Raw genomic sequence first — 20,709 nt, 5'->3', positions numbered from 1 at the left:
TCCTTACCTCTTTCTAATGGGCCACGGCGGCGGCGCCGTGTTCGTCGATCAGGGCGCCGGTTTCGAAGCGCTCGAGTGCAAAGGGCTTGTTGAGTTTGTGCGGTTCTCCGGTGGCGATCGTGTGGGCGAACGTCAGCCCGGCCGCCGGTGTGCCCTTGAATCCGCCGGTGCCCCAGCCGCAGTTGACGAACATGTTTTCCACCGGGGTGGTGCCTACGATCGGGGAGGCGTCCAGGGTGGTGTCCACGATCCCGCCCCACGTCCGGAGCACGTGGGCCCTGGCGAAGATCGGGAAGAGTTCGACGGCGGCTGCCATCTGGTGCTCGATCACGTGGAAGGATCCGCGCTGGCCGTAGCCGTTGTAGGAGTCCACGCCGGCGCCCATGACCAGTTCGCCCTTGTGCGCCTGGGAGACGTAGACGTGGACGTGGTTGGACATGACGACGGTGGGGTGGACGGGTTCGTGCAGTTCGGACACGAGTGCCTGGAGCGGGTGGGACTGGATGGGGAGCCGGAATCCGGCCATTTCGGCAAGCACCGAGCTGTGCCCGGCGGCGCAGAGTCCGACCTTTTCGGTGTTGATGGTGCCGCGGGTGGTCTTGACCCCGGTGACGCGGTTGCCGTCCTTGATGAAGCCGGTGACCTCGCAGTTCTGGATGATGTCCACGCCGAGCTCGTCGCATTTGCGGGCGAACGCCCAGGCGACGTGGTCGTGCTTGGCAATGCCGGCGCGCGGCTGGTAGGTGGCGCCCATGACCGGGTAGCGGATGTTGTCGTTGATGTTCAGGATGGGGCAGAGTTCCTTGACCTGCTGCGGGTCCAGCCACTCGGCGTCGACGCCGTTGAGTTTGTTGGCCCCGACGCGGCGGACGCTTTCGCGGACGTCGCCCAGGGTGTGGGCCAGGTTCATGACCCCGCGCTGGCTGAACAGGAAGTCGTATTCGAGTTCTTCGGGCAGGATCTCCCAGAGCTTCAGGGCGTGCTCGTAGATCGCCGCACTCTCGTCCCAGAGGTAGTTGGAACGGATGATGGTGGTGTTCCGGGCCATGTTCCCGCCGGCCAGCCACCCTTTTTCCAGGATGGCGATGTTGGTCATCCCGTGGTTCTTGGCCAGGTAATACGCCGTCGCCAGTCCATGTCCGCCGCCGCCCACAATCACGGCGTCGTAGGAGGACTTGGGGTCCGGGTTGCGCCAGAGGAAGTCCGGGTGCTCCGGCAGGTGTTCGGTGGTCATTGTGCTGCTCCAATCAGTTCTGCCTCAAGCCCGGTCGCCGTCGTGCCGGTGCCGAGATGCGGGTAAAGGGGGAACCGGTCCGCGAGGGCGCTGACGCGTCCACGCAGTTCAGCGGCGGTTTGGTCGCTGAGTTCGTCCCCGGGCGCCTGCGAGATGAGGGCGGAGGCGATGATGTCCGCCACCTCGGTGAACTCCGCGGCACCGAAGCCGCGGGTGGCCAGGGCGGGGGTGCCGATCCGCAGCCCGGAGGACACCATGGGCGGGCGGGGATCGAAGGGGACGGCGTTGCGGTTGACGGTGATGCCGATCCGGTGGAGCCGGTCTTCGGCCTGCTGCCCGTCCAGTTCCGAGTCCCGCAGGTCCACCAGGACCAGGTGCACATCGGTGCCGCCGTTGACCACGGAGATCCCGGCCGCCGCGACGTCGTCCTTCAGGAGCCGGGACGCGAGGATCCCGGCGCCTTCGAGCGTGCGCTCCTGGCGTTCCTTGAACTCCGGTGACGCCGCGATCTTGAAGGCCACGGCCTTGGCCGCGATCACGTGTTCCAGCGGGCCGCCCTGCTGGCCGGGGAACACGGCGCTGTTGATCTTGCGTGCGTACTCCTCCTTGGCCAGGATCACGCCGCCGCGCGGTCCGCCGAGGGTCTTGTGCGTGGTGGTGGTGACGACGTCGGCGTAGGGGACCGGGTTCGGGTGAAGCCCGGCGGCCACGAGGCCGGCGAAGTGTGCCATGTCCACCATGAGGTAGGCGCCCACGAGGTCGGCGATGCGCCGGAACTCGACGAAGTCCAGCTGCCGGGAGTAGGCGGACCAGCCGGCCACGATCATCTTGGGCCGGTGCTCAAGGGCCAGGGCCTCCACTTCGGCCATATCCACCAGGTGGTTGTGCTCGCTCACGTGGTACGGGACCACGTTGTAGAGCTTGCCGGAGAAATTGATCTTCATCCCGTGGGTGAGGTGGCCGCCGTGGGCCAGGGCCAGTCCCATGATGGTGTCGCCCGGTTCCAGGAGGGCGAACATGGCGGCGGCGTTGGCCTGCGCGCCGGAGTGCGGCTGGACGTTGGCGTACTCGGCGCCGAACAGGGCCTTGACCCGGTCGATCGCGAGCTGTTCGATCACGTCAACGTGCTCGCAGCCGCCGTAGTAGCGCTTGCCCGGGTAGCCCTCGGCGTACTTGTTGGTCAGCACCGAACCCTGTGCCTCCATGACCCCGGCGGGGGCGAAGTTCTCGGACGCAATCATTTCCAGGGTGGACTGCTGGCGCTTCAGTTCGCGCGCCACGGCCTCTTCGACCTCGGGATCGACTACGGAAAGTCGCTCGTTCAACTGCTCAACCACGGTTGCTCCTTTGAAATACCACTATTGCTATGACTGATATATCAGTGTGAGAACAATGGTATGATTGAGATCACACCAGAGTCAATAGCCGGAAGCCAAGTGGAACCAGGCTTCCGGTTGAAATCCAGAAACGGAGCCGAGCTGTGAATGCACTCACCGTCCTGCCGCCCGCAGAGGACGAAGCCATCTCCCAGGCGGAGGCCGCGTACAGGCAGTTGCGCGACAAGCTGATCATGCTCGAAATCCGGCCGGGCGAACCCATCAATGACGGGCAGCTCGCCGCCGAGCTCGGGTTCGGCCGTACTCCCGTGCGCGAGGCGATCAAGCGGCTGGAAGTGGACCACCTGGTGGTTTCATACCCGCGAAGGGGGACCTTTGCCACCACCGTGGACTTCACGGAACTGGCCGACGTCTCGGAAATCCGGGAACTGCTGGAACCTCTGGCGGCGCGGCGGGCGGCAACGCGGGCCAACGCCGCCACGCGCCGCGAACTGCTGGATGTCGCCAAGACCATTGCAGAGCTGGCCCCGAGCCCAGCAGAGTCCCGGGAACTGATGCGCTACGACCTGACGGTGCACCGCCTGATCTACCGGGCCGCGGCCAACCCTCATCTGGAAGACACGCTGATCCGCTACGACAACCTGGCCACGCGCATCTGGTGCCTGGTCCTGGACAAGGTCCCCTCGGTCAGCGGCCACATCACCGAGCACGTGGAGCTGCTCAAGGCGGTGGCCGACGGCGACGCGGACAGGGCCGGCGAGCTCGCCCTGCACCACGTCACCAGCTTCGAGGAGACCATCCGCAAGGTCCTCTAGGCCCGGACGGGGGACCCTCCCGCCGAGGTCGCGGGAAGCGTGCGGGCTCGCCTTAAGCTTCCGGCGAGCCCGCACGTGACCGGCGACTTCGACCACGACGGGCGCCCGAGTCACCGCCGCAGTGGATTAGAGTTCCGGAACTTCAGCCGTCTTTCTTCCAGCGCTTCGGCCACTTCACGTTCATCAGAAGTAGCCCCAGCAGGAGCGAGTCGACGGTCATGATTCCGGCCATGAGATAGGCCCACCCGGCCATCATGGCTCGCCCGCCGTCCGGCGGTCGGAAGTGCACGTGCGTCCCAGAATGCCCAAGACGATCTCCTGACCTGGCCCCCCAGTCGCTCGATAGTTCACCAAGTCTCGCACTGCGGCGCCCCGGAGGGAACCGCGCCGCTGCCCGGCCCAAGCTTTTCACAAGGCAACAGGTCAGGGACGCATTATCCGCAACCCCGTCTCGTTGAATGCAACTGTGGGCGCATAGCTGGGCCGCTCCCAGGGCTGGCGCGCCCGGGCATCTTTATTGACTTAATCCCCAAGCCTGAAACAAAAAGGCATTGACGGTGTCATGCGTCACGCCTATTCTGGTGCAACAGCGTTGCACTGATTGCAACTCCAAAACACTTTGGTGGACACATGAGTAACGAAACTTCCTCCCCCGCCACTCTTGCGGGGCAGACCAGCCCGGAGTCGAATAGCGGGCATGGCAGTACGTCCTCGGGACAGACCACGTTGAGCGGCCATGCGGCCCCTGGCGGCCACGATCCCGCAGTCAGTAAGGAAACCCGACGGCGGGTCGTCGCCGCCAGCTTCATCGGAAACTTCGTCGAATGGTTCGACTACGCCGTCTACGGTTACCTGGCTGCAACCATCGCCGCGGTCTTCTTCCCCGAGTCCAATCCCCAGACCGCGCTTCTACTGACTTTCGCCCTCTTCGCCATCTCGTTCCTGGTGCGGCCACTTGGCGGCTTTGTCTGGGGCCACATCGGTGACCGGGTGGGGCGCCGGACCGCCCTTTCCCTGTCTATCCTGATCATGTCCGGAGCGACCTTCTGCATCGCCCTGATCCCGGGGTACAACTCCATCGGCATCTGGGCCCCGATCCTGCTTCTGGTGGTGCGTGTCGTCCAGGGCTTCTCCGCCTCCGGCGAATACGCCGGTGCGTCCGCCTTCCTGGTCGAGTACGCCCCGGCCAACAAACGCGGCCTGTACGCGGCGGTGGTTCCGGCCAGCACGGCCGCGGGCCTGCTGCTCGGTTCCCTGCTCGCGGGCCTGCTGACCGTCCTGCTCAGCGCCGAGGCGATGCAGAGTTGGGGATGGCGCCTGCCGTTCCTGCTCGCAGCACCGATGGGCCTGATCGGACGCTACATCCGCACCAAGCTCGAAGACACGCCGGTGTTCCGCGAACTGGCAGAGGAGGACCAGGCCATCAAGGCCCCGGTATCCAGCCTCTTCCGGAAGCACTGGCGGTTGCTGCTGAAGGCCGTCGGAGCCGTGCTGCTCAACGCCGTCGGGTTCTACGTGATCCTGAGCTACATGCCCACATATCTGTCCTCGGAGCTCGGTCTCGGCGCGGCCGAATCCTTCCTGGCCACCACCATCGCCCTGGTGACGTACATCGGGTTCATCTTCCTGACCGGTATGCTCTCGGACCGCTACGGCCGCAAAAAGGTGCTGATCGCCGCATCCTTGAGCTTCATCCTGCTGACCGTGCCGGCCTTCGCCCTGCTGGGCACCGGGAACTTCCTGGTGATCGTCCTGGTCCAGATCCTGCTGGGCGGCATGCTGACGCTCAACGACGGTACGCTCCCGAGCTTCCTGGCGGAGATGTTCCCCACCCGCGTCCGCTACAGCGGCTTCGCCGTCAGCTTCAATCTCTCCAACGCGCTCTTCGGCGGCACGGCGCCGTTCGTGGCGACCCTCCTGATCGCCACGACGGCCAATAGCCTGGCGCCGGCCTGGTACCTGGCCGGCGCCGCGGCCATCTCCCTGATCGCCGTAGCGCTCTCCCGGGAAACCAGCAAAGAACCGCTGCGCCACGAGTAGCCCGCGCCGGCGCCCCCAAATTTTCCCCTCCAAAGAACAGCAATGCAGAAAGGCACCACCACCATGACCATCGCAACGTCCAACAACGCTTCGTCCATCGCCGAACTGGAGCGACTGAAAGTCCTGCACAACGGGCAGAAGGAAAAGCTGACTTTTTCCAACGCCGAATTTGAGCGCCGGCTCGGCGGACTGCGCCGCATCATGGCCGAAAAAGACCTGGACGCCGTCGTCCTGACCAGCTACCACTCCATCAAGTACTACTCGGACTTCCTCTTTACCTACTTCGGCCGGTCCTACGCCATGGTGGTCACGAAGGACGAGACCGTGACCGTCACGGCCAACATCGACGCCGGCATGCCGTGGCGGCGCAGCTATGGCGACAACGTGGTGTACACGGACTGGCGCCGGGACAACTACATCTTCGCCATCCAGGAGGCGCTGCGCACCCGCGGCATCAACCCCCGCCGGCTCGGCGTCGAAGACGATTCGCTCCCGCTGGACAACCGCAACAAGATCCAGGCGGCCTTTGCGGGGGCCACCCTGGTGGACGTGGCCCAGGCCGCGATGCGCCAGCGGATGATCAAATCGGCGGAAGAGATCGAGGTGATCAAGCACGGGGCCCGCATCGGTGACCTGGGCGGCGAAGCCATCCGCAACGCCATCACCGCCGGCATCACCGAATATGAGGTCGCCCTGATCGGCACCGAAGCCATGGTCCACGAAATCGCGCGGACGTTCCCGGACTCGGAAATCCGTGACACCTGGGTCTGGTTCCAGTCCGGCATCAACACCGACGGCGCCCACAACTGGGCCACCACGCGCAAGATCCAGGAACACGACATCCTGTCCCTGAACTGCTTCCCCATGACCTCCGGCTACTACACGGCACTGGAGCGCACCCTGTTCTACGGCGAACCCGACGCCCGCTCCCTCGAACTGTGGAACATCAACGTCGAGGTCCACAAGCGCGGCCTCGAGCTCATCAAGCCCGGAGCTGTCTGCAAGGACATCGCCGCCGAGCTGAACGAGATCTACGTGGGCCACGGGCTTCTCGCCAACCGGACGTTCGGCTACGGACACTCCTTCGGCGTCCTGAGCCACTACTACGGCCGCGAAGCCGGACTGGAACTCCGCGAGGACATCGACACGGTGCTCGAGCCCGGCATGGTGGTCTCCATGGAACCCATGATCACCGTCCTGGACGGCCAGCCCGGCGCAGGCGGCTACCGCGAGCACGACATCCTGGTGGTCGGCGAAGACGGAGCCGAGAACATCACGAAGTTCCCGTTCGGCCCCGAATACAACATCATCGGAGCCTGAGGCGCCCAGACCCCCTGAAGGCAGGACCCAGAAGCGGCGCCACGTCCACCGTGGCGCCGCTTTTGGGCCCTCATGCGGAATGATGGTAGACACCATGACCCCAGCAGAATCTCCCGGGACCACCGGAAACGGCGACACCAAGGGCACCTCCGTCATCGTCAACGCCATCGCCGTGCTGCGAACCTTCACGGCGGACGAACCGTTGCTCGGAGTCACCGAGATCGCCAACCGGGTGGGCCTGCACAAGAGCACGGTTTCCCGGATCCTGGCCACGTTCGAACAGGAACACCTGGTGGAACGCGATCCGGAAACCCGCCGCTTCCGGCTGGGGCTGGGACTGATCGCCGTCGCCGGGCCGTTGCTGGCCGAACTGGAAGAACGGCGGGTGGCGTATCCCGTCCTGCGTGAACTCACCGAACAGACCGGCGAAACCAGCGCCCTCATGGTGTGGAACGGCGCAGAGTCAATGTGCGTGGAGCAGATCGCCAGCCACCACCAGATCAAGCACACCACCCCGCTGGGAGCCCGGTACACCGACGCCATGAGCGCCTCCGTGCAGGTCTTCCTGGCCGCAGCGCCCGTCGAACGCGTCCGTGTGCTCCTGCGCAGCGGAGCGATCAGCTACCCGGGGCTCGATGATGCGGGTCTGGATGGCTACCAGATCAAGCTCAAGGACGTGACGGCCCGGGGCTGGGCCATCAACTACGGCGAATCCTCCATCGATGAAGTGGGCGTGGCCGCTCCCGTCCACGACCACCGCGGCGACATCGTGGCGGCCGTCCTGATCTCGGCGCCCCGGTTCCGCGTCTCACGCGAGGCTCTGCAGAGCCTGGGCGAAGCGTGCGCCGCTGCGGCCGACAAAATCACCAGCCGGCTGGGCGGGCGCGCGTCCAGCAACGGCTAGCGCGGCCCGCGCCCGGACTAAGGCGCCGAGCGCACGTCAGCTGAGCCGGGCCAGCCGCGCGGCCAAATGCAACGCTGCGAGCCGGCCCGTCCGCCGGGGGTCGCCGCCGCACAGCTCGAAGATCCGCTGCAGCCGTTGATGCATCGATTGCCGCTCCACGTGCAGTTCCCTCGCCGCCTGGGCCGTGTTGCAGCCGGAATCCAGCCACATGGCCAGGGTGCCAAGCAGCCGGGAATTGCGTTGCGCATCATAATCCAAGAGAGCCCCCAACTGCTGGCGCACGAAGTTCCGCCGTTGGCCAGGGTCCAGGCTTCCCACGGCAAGGCGTTCGACGGCGAATGCCTCGCAATCGATCACGGGACTGTGCGGACCTTGGGTTCCCGTATGTGGTTGCCCCAGCGCGCCCGCCAATTCCAGGGTCAGCCTGGCCTCCGACAAGGACCATGGGGCTTCCGAAATCCCGACGGCCACCGGGCCGACGGCAACCAGCGTGTCTGATGGGGCCGGTAGCGCCCGCAGGCCAGCCAGAAGTGCGTCCCTGCTGTCCAGCGGACTATCGCCCGGGAGGACCACCACCGCCAGCAGCTCGGCATTATCGACATAGGTTGCGCTGGGCTGCGCCCGCCGGGCCAAGAGCTGCTCCACAGAAGCGCGGAGGTGTTGGAGCATGCCGGAGCGGACCATGATGGCCACGATTGTGGCACCCGGCGGAATCCCGGCCGCGGAAGCCAATTGCTGGAGCCGCCAGGCCTGGCTGCCGGAATCAATCGCGCGAAGCAGGGCCGCCCCGGCGACTTCCTTGAGCCCGGGGGACATTCGCTGCAGCAACGCCAGGGCCAGGATGTCGACAGAACGATTTCCGGCCGTCCGGGCCAGGTTCTGGTCCTCGTCCGCCGGGACCCGCAGCAACAGCTGAGCCGCAAGGATGCCGCGGATCGGCACGTCGATGTGAATCAGGCGTGCCTGCTCCTGCGGCCCAACGGTGGAGGCATCGACGTCGGCGGCCTCGGCCCGCCCCGGGTTTGCGCTGGCCAGGGTCGCGCCGGCTATGGATGTCAGTGTCACCTCGGCATTGATGATGCCGGCCAGCACGGCGAGGATCCGGTCCAGGCCACCGCCGTGCGCCAGTTCGACGGCCATCGCGTGACTGGCCTCATCGGCCCGCCGCAACTGCGATACCGAGTCGCTGACCAGCATCGAATTGATGGCCTGCGTGATTCCGACGAACGGCACCACCCCGCGAAGTTCAATCAGGGGCAGTCCGGCCGCCTCGGCGGCCGCCACCATAGACGATGGCAGGGACGGAAGGGCGGCCCCGGTTTCGATAGCTACGGCGGCAACGCCCCGCTCCGCCAGTTGGCGGATGTAGTTGACCTGCCGCTCCTCCGAGGCGAGGGCCAGGGCTTCTCCGCCCGTTAGCAGAAGTTCCCCGCCGGCCAGCAGGGGCGCGATATCAATGATTTCACTGGAGTGGATCCACCGGAGCTGCGCCCGGGCGGCGGCCCTGGCCGCGGCGCGGACAATGGGGTCGGCGGCCGCCATGGTCGGGTGGTTCAGGACGTCTTGAAGAAGGATGGACATTACACTCCGTCGCGTTGCTCTGGGTATATTTAGACACATTGTATATAGTCGTATGTGGCCTGCGACACATAATCTTGAGGAATCCCACACATCCTCGGAGGCTCCACATGCGTCAAAAATCCCCAGCGGCCCCTGCCGGCACCGCGCCGGAAGCGAGCGTAGACCACGAAGCGTGGCTCCAGCCCATCCCCGAATCACAACGGACCCGCAAGGTCTCGGGCCAGTTCTGGATCTGGGCCGGCGCCAATCTCGCCCCGATCAACTGGGTGCTCGGAGCGCTCGGCATCCAGCTTGGCCTGGGATTCGCGGACACCGTCACGGTTCTTGTCCTCGGAAACCTCATCGGGATGCTGCTCTTCGGCTGCTTCGTCCTGCTGGGCCAGAAGACCGGGGCGACCGGCATGGTGCTGGCCCGCGCCGCCTTCGGCCGGCGCGGCAACTACCTGCCCGCCGGCATCCAGGCTCTCCTGGTGATCGGCTGGTGTGCGGTCAACACCTGGATCATCCTGGATCTGGTCATGGCCTTGTTCGGAACGCTTGGCTGGGTTGACCCGGAGGCCAAGAACTACGCCTGGAAGATTGGCATCGCCACCTTCATCATGGCTGTACAGGTAGCCATCGCCTGGTTCGGCTATAAAGCCATTGCTGCCTTCGAGAAGTGGACCGTGCCGCCCACAATCATCATCTTGACCGTAATGTCGGCAGTGGCCTGGTTCGGCATGAAGATCAACTGGACCTACGCCGGCCCGGCCGGCCACATCCTGGAAGGCTCGGAACGCATCGCCGCGATGAGCGCAGTCATGACGGCCATCGGCATCGGCTGGGGCATCACCTGGTTCACCTACGCCGCGGATTACTCCCGCTTTGTCAGCACCTCGGTGCCCAAGCGCAAGGTCTACCTCGCCTCGGTGCTGGGCCAGTTCATCCCGGTCGTCTGGCTGGGCATCCTGGGGGCCAGCCTGGCGACCAACACGGGTGAAATTGATCCCGGCAAACTCATCGTCCAGAACTTCGGCGCGCTGGCCCTCCCGGTGCTGCTCATGGTCCTGCACGGCCCGATCGCGACCAACATCTTGAACATTTACACCTTTTCCGTCGCCACGCAGGCCCTGGACATCTCCATCAGCCGGCGCAAGTTGAACCTGTTCGTCGGCGTCTTCTCCCTCGCGGCCGTGATCTTCTTCATCTTCCAGGAGGATTTCGCCTCCGTGCTGGATGCCTGGCTGATTGGGCTGGTCGCCTGGGTGGCTGCCTGGGGCGGAGTCATGCTGGTCCATTACTTCTGGATCGAGAAGCGCTGGCCCGGCGACCCGTCCCGGCTCTTTGACGCCGTCGGCACCAAACGCCTGCCGGGCGTGAATCCGGCCGGTGTCGCTTCCCTGCTCATCGGCATCTTCGCCACCTGGCTGTTCATGTACGGACTGGTGCCGGCCATGCAGGGGCCCATCGCCGTCGCCCTGGGCGGATGGGACCTGTCCTGGCTCGCCGGGGGACTGGCCAGTGCCGCGGCTTACGCCGTCCTCGGTCCGCGGTTCCACAGGAAGTTCCTGGATGTCCCCACCCCCAGCGAACAGACCGCAGATTCACCTGAGGCAACCGGCCTTCCGGTCACATCAACCACGCCCGCCGCCCTCTAGCAGGAGATCAACCCCGTGAACTTCCCCGCTTTCGCCGACACCGCCCATCCCATTACCTGGCCCGAAGGTCACCGTGCCGCGGCGTCCTTCACCTTCGACGTCGACGCCGAATCCTGCACCATCGCCCATGACCCGCAGAGCACCAGGCGCATGTCCCTCATGACGCACCAGTCCTACGGGCCCAAGGTCGCCGTCCCGCGGATTCTGCAGATTCTCGAGCGCCAGCAGATCCAGGCGACGTTCTTCGTCCCGGGATTCACCGCCGAATGCTACCCGGACGTGGTCCGCCGGATAGCCGACGGCGGCCACGAGATTGCACACCACGGGTACCTGCACGAACCCATGCAAGGCATCGACGCCGCCACGGAGGCGCGGTACCTGGACCGGGGCCTGGATGCCCTGGCCAAGGCCGCCGGCGTCCGGCCGACCGGCTACAGGGCACCGTGGTGGGAGCTCAACTGGCATTCCCCGGCCCTCCTTGCCGACCGCGGGTTCCTGTATGACTCAAGCCTGCTCGACGGCGACGCGCCGTACCGCTTCAGCGTTGCCGAGGCAGACCCCCGCGATCTCGTGGAAATCCCTGTCGACTGGGCTTTGGACGACTGGGAGCAGTATGCCTTCTACCCGGGCGTCACCGGAAGCGGCGTCATCGAAAGCCCGGCCAAGGTCCTCGAAATGTGGACGCTGGAGGCCGAGGCCCACCACGCTGCCGGGAGCTGCTTCGTCCTGACCAACCACCCCTTCATTTCCGGCCGGCCGTCCAAGGCCGTGGCCCTGGAACAGCTGATGGACCGGGTCAAGTCGATGGACGGCATGTGGGTCACCACCATGGAGAAGATCGCGCAGCACACGCGCGACTCCGTCGAGGAGATCCACACCCACGCGCGCATTGCCGTGCCCGGATTCCCGGACACCGGCGCACAGTTCACAGCGGCCGGCGTGCGGCAGCCCCAGGGAGCCACGGCGCGGCGCGGGGTCGGAATCTAGGGCACAAATTCGGCCCTGGCAAGCACAGGTCCCCGGCACGGCCCCTCGTGAGAAGGTGGCTGGGCCGGGGATCTTCCTGCGGGGCGGCCCGGAGCCGGCGGCGAAGCTGGTGTTTAGCCGGTCTTGGCCATCGCGTAGGCCACGGTGCCGTAGGCCAGGGCGCCGGACATTTCGGTGAGCAGTTCCGGGTTGGTGTTGGCGATCGTGTCGCAGGCCTCGTGGTAGCAGGGATCGAGGTCTTTGCCCGCCACCCCGCCATAGGCCTGCGCCTGGGCCTGGGTCTTCCTCTTCTCATCCCCGGTGAACAGCCCGCCGCCGGGAATGCCGGCCGAGAGGAAGGCGTCGTAGTCCGAGCCCCCGTCAAAGGGCGTGGTCTCGGCCGGCAGCGCGTTCTCCTGGAAGTAGCGGAAGAAGACGTCCTCGATCGCCTTGGACCCGGCCGGGCCGGCGTGGCCAAAGTCCGTGCCGTCCCCGTCATGGACCGAGCGGACCCCGTTGGGCGAGGCCACCATGTCCACGTTCAGGTTCGCCGCGGTCTGGCCGATCTCGGCCGCACTCAGTTCGTCGACGTAGTGCTGGGACCCGTACAGCCCGTCCTCCTCGCCGCCCCAGAACGCGAACCGGACCCGGTTGGCCGGGGTGATCCCGGCCTCCTTCATCCACCGCGCGGTCTCCAGGACGGCCGCGACCCCGCTGCCGTTGTCATCAATGCCCGGTCCCTCCTGCACGGAGTCCAGGTGCGCGCCCACCACCACGGTGTGCCCGGCACTGCCCCCGGTGTCGGCGAGGATGTTGAAGGACTCCACCGTCTTGCCGCGGCGGCCGTCCTCTTTGAACGTGAAGCTCTGCCGCACCGGTTCATACCCGGCGGCGCGCAGCTGTTCCTCGACGTAGCGGGCCGACTCCTCATACCCCGAGGTGCCCGAGGCCCGGTTCCCGCCGTTGGCATCGGCCACCCGCTGCAGCGCCTGCAGGTGCCCCACCATGTCCCGGGACTTGAACGCCGCCAGCACCGTGCGCGCATCCACCGTGCTCGCCGGGGTTAGCTGCGGGACCGCAGCACTCGGGCTGGCGGACTCGGCGGGTGCGGCGGATTGGCTCGTCCCGCCGCCGGATTTGCCCGGTGTGCCACCTGAGGGTGTGCCAGATGGTGTGCCACCGGACGGAACGCCGGCCGACGGGATGCCAGCCGCGACACCGGAGGTACAGGCCGACGTCGAGAGCAGGACCAGGGCGAGGAGCGAGGGAAGTACGTGCTTGCGGAGAGTGATCATGCCGGGAGCCCATCACTAGTCGGTACAAGTTCGCTTGCTCCGGCTCGATTGGTCAGGACGCTCGCCACTGACGCTCCAGTAAGTCGCGGCCACCATCGCCCGGCAAATACTCCTATCAGGTCGAACCATTGTCGGCCCCGCGGCTGTAACTTCAATAGCGCCTCGCTGTGAATCTGCTGTGCAATTGGGTTGCATCAACCAAGGACCACCAGACCGGTCCGGCGCTTAACCGGGAGGGGGCGCCGCAGACAGGCTCTGCGGCGCCCCCTCCCGTGGCGGCCCTAACTGGCGGGGGTGGCCGTTAAGCGAGCAGTCCCTCCACATCCGCCGCTTTCGGGTACGCCGTTTGCGTCCCCTTCCTGGTCGCTGCCAAGGCCGCGGCAACGGACGCGAAGGCGGCAGCGGCCGGAAGTGAATCGCCGGCGGCAAGGCGCGCAGCCACGGCCCCGGTGAATGCATCGCCTGCACCGGTGGTGTCCTTGGCGTCGACCCTGGTGGGTTCAATGCGGGTGATGCGGCCCTCGGCGCCGGCTCCGGAGTCCAGGACGACGGAGCCGTTCGCCCCCAAAGTGACCACAACGCGGTGCAGTCCGCGATCGGCGAACTTGTCCCGGACCGGCGCCCACGCCGCGGTGTCAGCCCCGGCGTCGGGCACGGCGGCGCCGCCCAGGAACAGCGACGCCTCATGCGCGTTCACCAGCAGGATGTCGCAGAGTGCGGCCAAGCTCGCCGGGATCTCGGCGTAGGGCGACAGGTTGAGCAGAACTGTCGCCCCGGCGTCGTGGCCCAAGCGGGCCGCGGCCTCAACGGTGTCCAGACCGACCTCGAGGCACAGGCACATCACGGACGCGCCCTCGAACAATTCGGCGGAAGCGGCAACATCCCCGGGCGCCAGTGTGCCGTTGGCTCCGGCCGAGATGATGATGTTGTTCTCACCGTGGGCGTCGACGGAAATGACGGCGACGCCGGTCGCAGCATCAGGCGTGCGGCGGACGCGGGAAATGTCCACCCCGGCCCCGGCGGTGGAGGCCAGAAGCATGGTCCCGTTGGTGTCGTCGCCCACCGCACCGATCAGCGCGACCCGGCTTCCGAGTTTGGCCGCCGCGACCGCCTGGTTGGCGCTCTTGCCGCCGGGATTGACCGCAAAGCCATTCCCGTGCACCGTTTCGCCGGGGAGGGGGAGCCTGTCGCAGTAGATGGTCAGGTCCGCATTCAGTGAACCGACGACGACGATCCGGCCAGAGTCCGGGCGGGTCATTTCGCCTCAGCTTCCAAGGGCTTGGGAATCAGGAGTGAAGCGGCGAAAGCCGCCACGGTGATGATCAGGCCCACCGTGATCGCGGTCAAGTAGGATGCCTGGGCATCGCCCAGTGCAGAAGAGGCCACCAGCGCTGCCGGCAGGACCAGGAAGCTCAGGCCGGCGCCCAGGTTGAACGCGCCGGCGTTCATGCCGGGGAGAAAGCCGGGGTTGCCAGCTGGGGAGAGGACAACGCCAAGGCCGTTCAGCATGATGTTGACCGTACCCGCGTACATGATGCCCAGCAACGCTGTTCCGGCAATCATCATGGGCAGGCTGCTGAGGCCGAAGAAGGCGATGATCGCCAGGGCCACGACGCTGCCGGCCATGCCGATCCGCAAAACTTTGGTGTAGCCGAAAACCGGGGCCAAACGGCCGCTGATGGGTCCGACAACCCAGCCCAGGAGGGCGTAGGGAGTCAGGATGATGAGTGACATTTCGGTCGGTCCCACGCCGAAGCCGGGAGTCGTGGCCTGCACGTAGGCGGGAACGATCCCGTTGATGACCGCGAAGACGCCGGTCATGGTCAGGATTGTGGTCAGCAACGGCGCCCAAGTGGAGCGCTGGCGCAGGTGGGCGGTCTCCACCATGGGCTGCCGGGAGCGCTTTTCCACCGTCCAGAACCCGAAGAAGGCGATCACTGCAACGGCGATGAGGGCAGTCGCCAGTGCGAGGGTGCCGGGGGAGAATCCGCTGACCAGTTTGGAGGCCTCGTTGAGGGCTGTGAGCAGGGCGCCGACCGCGATCACGATGAAGAAGACGCCGGGCCAGTCCATCTTGGTGCCCACCGCCGGCTTGCTCTCACCGGCCAGAACGGCGACCAGGCCCGCCGCCACGACGGCCAGCACCACCATGAGCCAGAAGATGCTGCGGAATCCGTAATGCTCGGCGAAGTAACCGCCGACAAAGGAGTCGACGCCGGCAACCCCGCCGTTGACGGCGGTGATGAGGCCCATGAGGGCACCGTACTTCCGCGGGTCACTGACGGCGGAGCGCAGCATGATCAGGCACAGCGGGACCGTGGGGCCGCTGACGCCCTGGATGATGCGTCCGACGAAGAGCCAGGTGATATCGGGAGCCATGGCCGCGATCACCGAGCCGACAGCCATCATCAACATCATGCCCAGCAGGATCTTCTTGCGCCCCACAATGTCGCTCAGGCGCGGCAGGAAGAGGGAAAACAGTGCTGCCGCGGTGAAGAACCAGGTCTGGGACAGGCCGATCACGGCCTGATCGGTGTGGAGTTCGTTGCCCATCGTGACCAGGGCGGGGCTGAGCATCGATGCGTTGAGCTGGAAGGCAATGCAGGCCGTCAACAGGGCCGCCGTGAGTGCAGCGACGCTTCGTCCCGTTGTCTTGGATTCGTAAGTCAGAGTGCTCATGAGTTGGCTCCGTTTCCTGCGCCGATGCTGACGGCGGCGGACGGGTCCACGTCGCCGATGCGCACCAGGGCGTCTGTGACGAGGTTCCAGAACTTCGCGTGATCGAGGTCCACAGCAACAGACGTGTGGCAGTCCTCCGGTGCCGGGGCGCGGAAATCGGCGACGGTCATGCCGAGCGTCAGTTGGCCCTGCAGTTCGATGTTCACGGGGACTTTGCGGGTGGTCATCACCGTGGGATCGATGACGTAGGCCACCGCGCAGGGGTCGTGGACGGGCGGGTAATCGAAGCCCTGGGCGTCCTTGTACGTCTTGGTGAAGAACTCCATCAGCTCCAGCACGAACTGGGCGGGCTTGGTACCCACGGCGGCGATTTTTTCCACGACTTCGGGGGTCGCGAGGGCCTGGTGCGTGAGGTCCAAGCCCACCATGACCACCGGCCACGGCTCGTTGAACACAATATGTGCGGCCTCGGGGTCGATGATGATGTTGAATTCGGAAACGGCGCTCCAGTTGCCTACGTGGTACCCGCCGCCCATGAGCACAACTTCTTTCACGCGCTCCACGATGCGCGGCTCCTTGCGGGCCGCCATGGCAATGTTGGTCAGTCCTGCCGTGGGCACCAGCGTCACAGTGCCAGGCTCGTGCGCCATAACAGTGTCGATGATGAGGTCGACGGCGTGGCGCGGGTCCAGTTCGATGCTGGATTCGGGCTGGGCGGGGCCGTCCATGCCGCTCTCACCGTGGATGTCGGGGGCGGTTTCGATGCTGCGGACCAAGGGCCGATCGCAGCCGGCGGCGAAGGGGACGCCGGTGATGCCGGCAATCGTGCCCACCGACAGGGCGTTGCGGGTGACCCTTTCGAGGGTCTGGTTGCCGACGACCGTTGTGACCGCGAGCAGCTCAATGTACGGATTGCCGTGAGCCAGCAGCATGGCCACGGCGTCGTCATGGCCTGGGTCGCAGTCCAGGATGATCTTCCTGCGTTCCGGTTTCAGGGTGATGGGATCCACGTAAATATCTCCACGTCGTTGGGGGTCCGCCGGGGCGGTGCGATAAAGCGTTCAGAGTGAGTTTGGCACTGTCAAGCGTCAAGCGTCAAGCGCTTAACGTAAGTGACGTCAAGCGCTTGATGTCTTGCGGCAGGTGCGATGCGTCACTCCCGGCTACGATCGAGGTATGGAATCCGGCGAACAAGTAAACGAGCTTCGGGGGCGCACCCCGCGCGTCACTGCGGCGATGGTGGCTGCTCGGGCCGGGGTCTCCACCGCAACGGTCTCCCTTGTGGCCAACGGAAAGACCCAGGGGCGGGTCTCGGAGGACAGCATTTCGCGGGTCCGGGAAGCCATTGCGGAACTCGGCTATGTGGTGGACAGTATTGGCAGTTCGCTAGCCAAGGGCATCAGTTCGATCGTCATTCTCGTGGCGCCGGACATCTCCAACCCTTTCTTCGCCAACGTCATTGCAGGTGTCCGCGGCGCGCTCGGCGCCGAATACCAGCTGCTGCTCTCCGTCACGGACGCCGGGGAGTTCCCGCGCGTCGACGACGTCCGCAGGCTCCTGGCTTTGCGGCCGGCCGGGCTGCTCGTAGATGCGCCCAGCGCGGAGTTCCTGGAGGATCTTTCCGTCGCTGGGCCTCTCGTTCTGCTGGACGCCCCCGGCTTGGAGTCCTTCGCCCCCTCGGTGAATCTCGACGTCGGACACGGCGCCCGCCTGCTGGCCCGGCACCTGGCGGACGCCGGACACAAACAAGCGGCGTACATGGACAGTGTGACCGGCACGGCGACCTTCGATATCCGGCGGGCGGCATTCCTAGAGGAGTCCGCGGCGCTGGGCATCACCGTGGCCACGGACCATGTCATCGGCACCACCATTGACGTCGGCGCCGCCGCCGGCGCGTTCGCCGCGGCGTGGCCGGATTGGCAGCGGGACGGTGTCACCGCCGTCGTCTGCGCCACCGATACCCATGCCTACGGCGTGCTGCAGGAAGCCAGGGTGGCCGGCGTCCGCATTCCGCAGGAACTGGCCGTGGCAGGCTACGATGACCTGCCCTATTCGGCCACGTCCAACCCGGGCCTGACCAGCGTCCACCTTCCGGGCGACGCCCTCGGGGCCAGGGCCGGCGAACAGCTCCGCAGGGTCATGGAGGGCAAGGGCTTGGAACAGCACCAGCTGATCCTCCAGGGTTCACTGATGGTCCGCGGTTCCACGGAACCGGCCAGCACCTAGAAAACCGGACCGAGCCCACCCACGAACATCTCACCCGAGGAGTTGTCAGCATGACCAACGCAGACGCCCTGACCATCCACAATGCCCGGATCTTTGACGGACATTCGCCCGAGCTGGCGAGCGGATCCATCCTGTTCCGGGACGGGATCATCCAGGAGACCGGCGACGTCATCCCCGAAGGTGAGGTGATCGACGCCGGCGGCCGCGTCGTGGTGCCAGGGCTCATCGATGCCCACTTTCACGCGTACGCCGTGGGCTTGGGCGGCCTTGAGGTTGAGCGCTCGCTCCTGAGCTACACCGCACTGGTGGGGGCGCGCCGCTTGGGCGCCGCCGTGCGGCGGGGATTCACGACCGTCCGCGATGTGGCCGGCGGGGACAGCGGGCTGGCCCGCGCCATCCGCAGCGGCCTGGTCACGGCTCCGAGATACTACTACACGGGTCCGGCCCTCAGCCAAACCGGTGGCCATGGCGATCCCCGGTCCGCGGATCTGGATGTCTGCTTCGATCACGGTCACATGTGCGCCGTGGTGGACGGGGTGGACAACCTGCGCCGGGCAGTTCGTGATCGGTTCCGCACGGGAAGCCACGCCATCAAGATCATGACTTCCGGAGGCGTGGTCTCCCTGACAGATCCCATCCGGCTGCCGCAGTATTCAGCGGAAGAAGTCCGGGCGGTGGTGGACGAGGCCACCCGGCGCAAGAGTTACGTGGCGGCCCATGCGTATTCACCCGAGGCAATCAGGCATTCCGTGGAAAACGGGGTACGTTCCATAGAACACGGGAACCTCTTGGACCGGGACGCGGCGCAGATGATGGCCGAGTACGGGAGCTTCCTCGTGCCGACGCTTGCCGCCTACGACGCCATGAGCCGAAGGGGAGCTGCAATGGGCCTGAACCCCGTTTCCCAGGCCAAGAACGCCGAGGTGCTTGAGGCCGGCAAAATTGCTGTGGAACTGGCCCTGCAGGCCGGAGCCAAGGTGGGCTTCGGATCCGACCTGATGGGGGACCTTGAGGATGATCAGCTTATCGGCATTCGGCTGCAGATCGAGGCGGCAGGCGTCTTGGAGACGCTGAGATCCCTTACCTCAGTAAACGCAGAGCTCCTTCAGGACCCAGGCATCGGGAGCATCGGCGCTGGAATGGCGGGCGATGCCGTGATTCTGGACGGCGACCCCTTTGTGGACCCGGCAGTTCTCTGGGACCACAACAGGTCGAGGACTGTTATCCACGACGGGCGCATCATTCGGTGACCCTGGAGATGCCCGGGCGGGCTCAGGAGGGCCGGCGTTAGGGGAGCTCGCGGGGCAGAAATCTCGTTGTTTCTTAAAGCAATACAACTGTTGACTAGTGAGCAACTTCACATTTACAGTTGCGAAACCGAAAAGCCGCCGGAAGGCGGACTCGAGATCTCCAGCTGGAATGGATGGCGCGCGCGAACCGCAGCTGTCACTTCTCCTTCTCTCTTCACTTCTTCTCGCTTCACTGCGTCACACGCAATCACACGCACCGCACCCCGCCACGCCCGCAATCCTGCACGCCCTCTTTTGGCGTGCCCGCGTCCATGAGAGGCACTTCCCCCATGACAGCATTCCGTTCCACTCCCTTTGACCGCAGGCAGCTCCTCAAGGCGGCAGCGCTGACGCCATTTGCGGGTCTGGCGCTCTCCGGCTGCGCGGCGAAGCCCGCCGAAAGTGCCGCTGCCAACAAGACGGTGACCGTCACGTCCTATGGTGGCTCGTACAACGACCAGCTGACCCAGACAATCCTGGACCCGTTCTCCAAGCAGTCGGGGATCCAGACGACGCTGCTGGCCAACACCTCCCTGGCCGCGCTCAAGGCCCAGGTCCAGTCCGGCGACGTGCAGTGGGACCTCGTGGAAATCACGGCGCCGGAGTATGAGGTGGCCGTGGCCGAGGGGCTGCTGGAGAAGTTCGACTACGACATCATCAGCGACAAGGGCCTGCCCGGATACGCGAAGGCTGAATACGGCATCAAGTACCTGAGCTTCCTGTTTGTCATGGCCTGGGACCAGAAGGTCATTTCCGACGCGCAGGCCCCGAAAGACTGGGCCCAATTCTTCGACCAGGGCAAGTACAACACCAAGCGCTCGGTGTACAACCAGCTCTCCGACAGCTCCGTCCTGGAAGCCGCGCTGCTGGCCGACGGTGTCCCCTTCGACAAGATCTACCCGCTCGACGTCGACCGGGCCCTTAGGGTCCTGGGCCAGCACCCGGGCAAGGACCGGCTTCTCTACCACGCCGCCAACCAGGAGCCCATCCAGCAGCTCACCTCCGGCGAGGTCTCGCTCTCCACCAGCTTCAACAACCGCATTAACGCAGCCCGCAACGACGGCGCGAAACTGAACTTCTCCGCCGAAAACGCCGTCCTCGCCGGCGACTATTTCGTGGTTCCGAAGGGCGCCAAGAACAAGGAAGCGGCCTTCAAACTGATGAACTTCATGTCCAACGACGCCGAGGCCGGCGCGGCGTTCGACAAGGTCACCAACCTGACCCTGGCCAACACCCCGGCGCTGTCCAAGCTGCCGAAGGAAATCGCCGACACGCTTCCCACCAGCCCCCGGCTCGCGGACAAGATCCTGGTCCGCGACGACAAGTGGTGGTCGCAGAACCTGAAGAAGACCGAGCAGCAGTTCAAGCTCTGGCAGGCCAGCTGAC

At 65.7% G+C, this 20,709-nt stretch carries 17 protein-coding genes; 9 read left to right on the top strand and 8 right to left on the bottom strand.

Features of this window, described 5'->3' with window-relative positions:
* Window positions 1-13 precede the first annotated feature (13 nt).
* Both AC1D1A_RS08645 and glyA read right to left on the bottom strand, forming a co-directional pair.
* Entirely contained in the window at window positions 14-1,234 is a 1,221-nt protein-coding gene (locus tag AC1D1A_RS08645; protein ID WP_026539064.1) for a sarcosine oxidase subunit beta family protein, read from the bottom strand.
* A complete protein-coding gene (glyA, locus tag AC1D1A_RS08640; RefSeq protein WP_476859559.1) occupies window positions 1,231-2,571 on the bottom strand; it encodes a serine hydroxymethyltransferase in 1,341 nt (446 codons plus the stop codon). The genes AC1D1A_RS08645 and glyA overlap by 4 nt, the downstream gene beginning before the upstream one ends.
* A gap of 143 nt (window positions 2,572-2,714) precedes the next feature.
* Here glyA and AC1D1A_RS08635 point away from each other — a divergent pair, with 143 nt between their 5' ends.
* Window positions 2,715-3,386, top strand: a complete 672-nt coding sequence (locus tag AC1D1A_RS08635) for a GntR family transcriptional regulator (protein ID WP_476870245.1) — start codon at window positions 2,715-2,717, stop codon at window positions 3,384-3,386.
* Between the two features lie 142 nt (window positions 3,387-3,528).
* Here AC1D1A_RS08635 and AC1D1A_RS08630 read toward each other — a convergent pair whose 3' ends face one another.
* Window positions 3,529-3,675 (bottom strand): hypothetical protein, encoded by a 147-nt coding sequence (locus tag AC1D1A_RS08630; RefSeq protein ID WP_476947526.1) that lies wholly within the window; start codon window positions 3,673-3,675, stop codon window positions 3,529-3,531.
* A 341-nt stretch (window positions 3,676-4,016) separates the two neighbouring features.
* Here AC1D1A_RS08630 and AC1D1A_RS08625 point away from each other — a divergent pair, with 341 nt between their 5' ends.
* The 3 genes from AC1D1A_RS08625 to AC1D1A_RS08615 all read left to right on the top strand — a co-directional run bounded on the left by AC1D1A_RS08625 (window position 4,017) and on the right by AC1D1A_RS08615 (window position 7,650).
* A complete protein-coding gene (locus AC1D1A_RS08625; protein ID WP_476873350.1) occupies window positions 4,017-5,426 on the top strand; it encodes an MFS transporter in 1,410 nt (469 codons plus the stop codon).
* A 63-nt stretch (window positions 5,427-5,489) separates the two neighbouring features.
* Entirely contained in the window at window positions 5,490-6,746 is a 1,257-nt protein-coding gene (locus tag AC1D1A_RS08620) for an aminopeptidase P family protein (protein ID WP_476888068.1), read from the top strand.
* Window positions 6,747-6,840: 94 nt separating this feature from the next.
* Window positions 6,841-7,650, top strand: a complete 810-nt coding sequence (locus AC1D1A_RS08615) for an IclR family transcriptional regulator (protein WP_243178252.1) — start codon at window positions 6,841-6,843, stop codon at window positions 7,648-7,650.
* Window positions 7,651-7,686: 36 nt separating this feature from the next.
* Here AC1D1A_RS08615 and AC1D1A_RS08610 read toward each other — a convergent pair whose 3' ends face one another.
* Complete coding sequence (locus AC1D1A_RS08610) at window positions 7,687-9,231, bottom strand: PucR family transcriptional regulator (RefSeq protein WP_476870243.1); 1,545 nt, start codon at window positions 9,229-9,231, stop codon at window positions 7,687-7,689.
* A 107-nt stretch (window positions 9,232-9,338) separates the two neighbouring features.
* On the opposite strand from AC1D1A_RS08610, the gene AC1D1A_RS08605 reads away from it, so the two are divergent.
* Together AC1D1A_RS08605 and AC1D1A_RS08600 are read left to right on the top strand one after the other, a co-directional pair.
* On the top strand, window positions 9,339-10,868 hold the full coding sequence (locus tag AC1D1A_RS08605) for a purine-cytosine permease family protein (RefSeq protein WP_476947525.1): 1,530 nt from the start codon (window positions 9,339-9,341) through the stop codon (window positions 10,866-10,868).
* A gap of 15 nt (window positions 10,869-10,883) precedes the next feature.
* Entirely contained in the window at window positions 10,884-11,855 is a 972-nt protein-coding gene (locus AC1D1A_RS08600; protein ID WP_476947524.1) for a polysaccharide deacetylase family protein, read from the top strand.
* A 113-nt stretch (window positions 11,856-11,968) separates the two neighbouring features.
* Here AC1D1A_RS08600 and AC1D1A_RS08595 read toward each other — a convergent pair whose 3' ends face one another.
* The 4 genes from AC1D1A_RS08595 to uriH form a co-directional block, all read right to left on the bottom strand.
* Window positions 11,969-13,129 carry a M20/M25/M40 family metallo-hydrolase gene (locus tag AC1D1A_RS08595; RefSeq protein WP_476947523.1) on the bottom strand — a complete coding sequence of 387 codons (1,161 nt, stop codon included), beginning with the start codon at window positions 13,127-13,129 and terminating at the stop codon, window positions 11,969-11,971.
* A gap of 301 nt (window positions 13,130-13,430) precedes the next feature.
* Window positions 13,431-14,387 carry a ribokinase gene (locus tag AC1D1A_RS08590; RefSeq protein ID WP_476849966.1) on the bottom strand — a complete coding sequence of 319 codons (957 nt, stop codon included), beginning with the start codon at window positions 14,385-14,387 and terminating at the stop codon, window positions 13,431-13,433.
* Window positions 14,384-15,808, bottom strand: a complete 1,425-nt coding sequence (gene uriT, locus AC1D1A_RS08585; protein WP_476947522.1) for a uridine transporter UriT — start codon at window positions 15,806-15,808, stop codon at window positions 14,384-14,386. Before uriT ends, AC1D1A_RS08590 begins: the two co-directional genes overlap by 4 nt.
* A complete protein-coding gene (gene uriH, locus AC1D1A_RS08580; RefSeq protein WP_243178259.1) occupies window positions 15,805-16,818 on the bottom strand; it encodes a uridine-preferring nucleoside hydrolase UriH in 1,014 nt (337 codons plus the stop codon). The genes uriT and uriH overlap by 4 nt, the downstream gene beginning before the upstream one ends.
* 166 nt (window positions 16,819-16,984) lie before the next feature.
* Between uriH and AC1D1A_RS08575 the strand changes: the two genes are divergently transcribed.
* The 3 genes from AC1D1A_RS08575 to AC1D1A_RS08565 all read left to right on the top strand — a co-directional run bounded on the left by AC1D1A_RS08575 (window position 16,985) and on the right by AC1D1A_RS08565 (window position 20,708).
* Window positions 16,985-18,034: a LacI family DNA-binding transcriptional regulator gene (locus AC1D1A_RS08575; RefSeq protein WP_476947521.1), complete on the top strand. Its 1,050-nt coding sequence runs from the start codon at window positions 16,985-16,987 to the stop codon at window positions 18,032-18,034.
* Between the two features lie 50 nt (window positions 18,035-18,084).
* The gene (locus tag AC1D1A_RS08570; RefSeq protein ID WP_476947520.1) at window positions 18,085-19,284 is read left to right on the top strand and encodes a metal-dependent hydrolase family protein; all 1,200 of its coding nucleotides are present in this window, start codon (window positions 18,085-18,087) and stop codon (window positions 19,282-19,284) included.
* 329 nt (window positions 19,285-19,613) lie between these two features.
* Window positions 19,614-20,708 carry an extracellular solute-binding protein gene (locus AC1D1A_RS08565; RefSeq protein WP_018775012.1) on the top strand — a complete coding sequence of 365 codons (1,095 nt, stop codon included), beginning with the start codon at window positions 19,614-19,616 and terminating at the stop codon, window positions 20,706-20,708.
* Window position 20,709: the final 1 nt, after the last annotated feature.

The organism is Arthrobacter sp. P1_B9 (assembly GCF_056406495.1).
The sequence above is the reverse complement of the archived record's forward strand: the minus strand, read 5'-3'. Positions and strand labels throughout refer to the sequence as shown.

Excerpts from the sequence above, each read along its gene's own strand:
- AC1D1A_RS08645 (WP_026539064.1), bottom strand. The coding sequence starts at position 1,234 with ATGACCACCGAACACCTGCCGGAGCACCCGGACTTCCTCTGGCGCAAC.
- AC1D1A_RS08625 (WP_476873350.1), top strand. The coding sequence starts at position 4,017 with ATGAGTAACGAAACTTCCTCCCCCGCCACTCTTGCGGGGCAGACCAGC.
- AC1D1A_RS08620 (WP_476888068.1), top strand. The coding sequence starts at position 5,490 with ATGACCATCGCAACGTCCAACAACGCTTCGTCCATCGCCGAACTGGAG.
- AC1D1A_RS08615 (WP_243178252.1), top strand. The coding sequence starts at position 6,841 with ATGACCCCAGCAGAATCTCCCGGGACCACCGGAAACGGCGACACCAAG.
- AC1D1A_RS08610 (WP_476870243.1), bottom strand. The coding sequence starts at position 9,231 with ATGTCCATCCTTCTTCAAGACGTCCTGAACCACCCGACCATGGCGGCC.
- AC1D1A_RS08605 (WP_476947525.1), top strand. The coding sequence starts at position 9,339 with ATGCGTCAAAAATCCCCAGCGGCCCCTGCCGGCACCGCGCCGGAAGCG.
- AC1D1A_RS08595 (WP_476947523.1), bottom strand. The coding sequence starts at position 13,129 with ATGATCACTCTCCGCAAGCACGTACTTCCCTCGCTCCTCGCCCTGGTC.
- AC1D1A_RS08590 (WP_476849966.1), bottom strand. The coding sequence starts at position 14,387 with ATGACCCGCCCGGACTCTGGCCGGATCGTCGTCGTCGGTTCACTGAAT.
- uriT (WP_476947522.1), bottom strand. The coding sequence starts at position 15,808 with ATGAGCACTCTGACTTACGAATCCAAGACAACGGGACGAAGCGTCGCT.
- AC1D1A_RS08575 (WP_476947521.1), top strand. The coding sequence starts at position 16,985 with ATGGAATCCGGCGAACAAGTAAACGAGCTTCGGGGGCGCACCCCGCGC.
- AC1D1A_RS08570 (WP_476947520.1), top strand. The coding sequence starts at position 18,085 with ATGACCAACGCAGACGCCCTGACCATCCACAATGCCCGGATCTTTGAC.
- AC1D1A_RS08565 (WP_018775012.1), top strand. The coding sequence starts at position 19,614 with ATGACAGCATTCCGTTCCACTCCCTTTGACCGCAGGCAGCTCCTCAAG.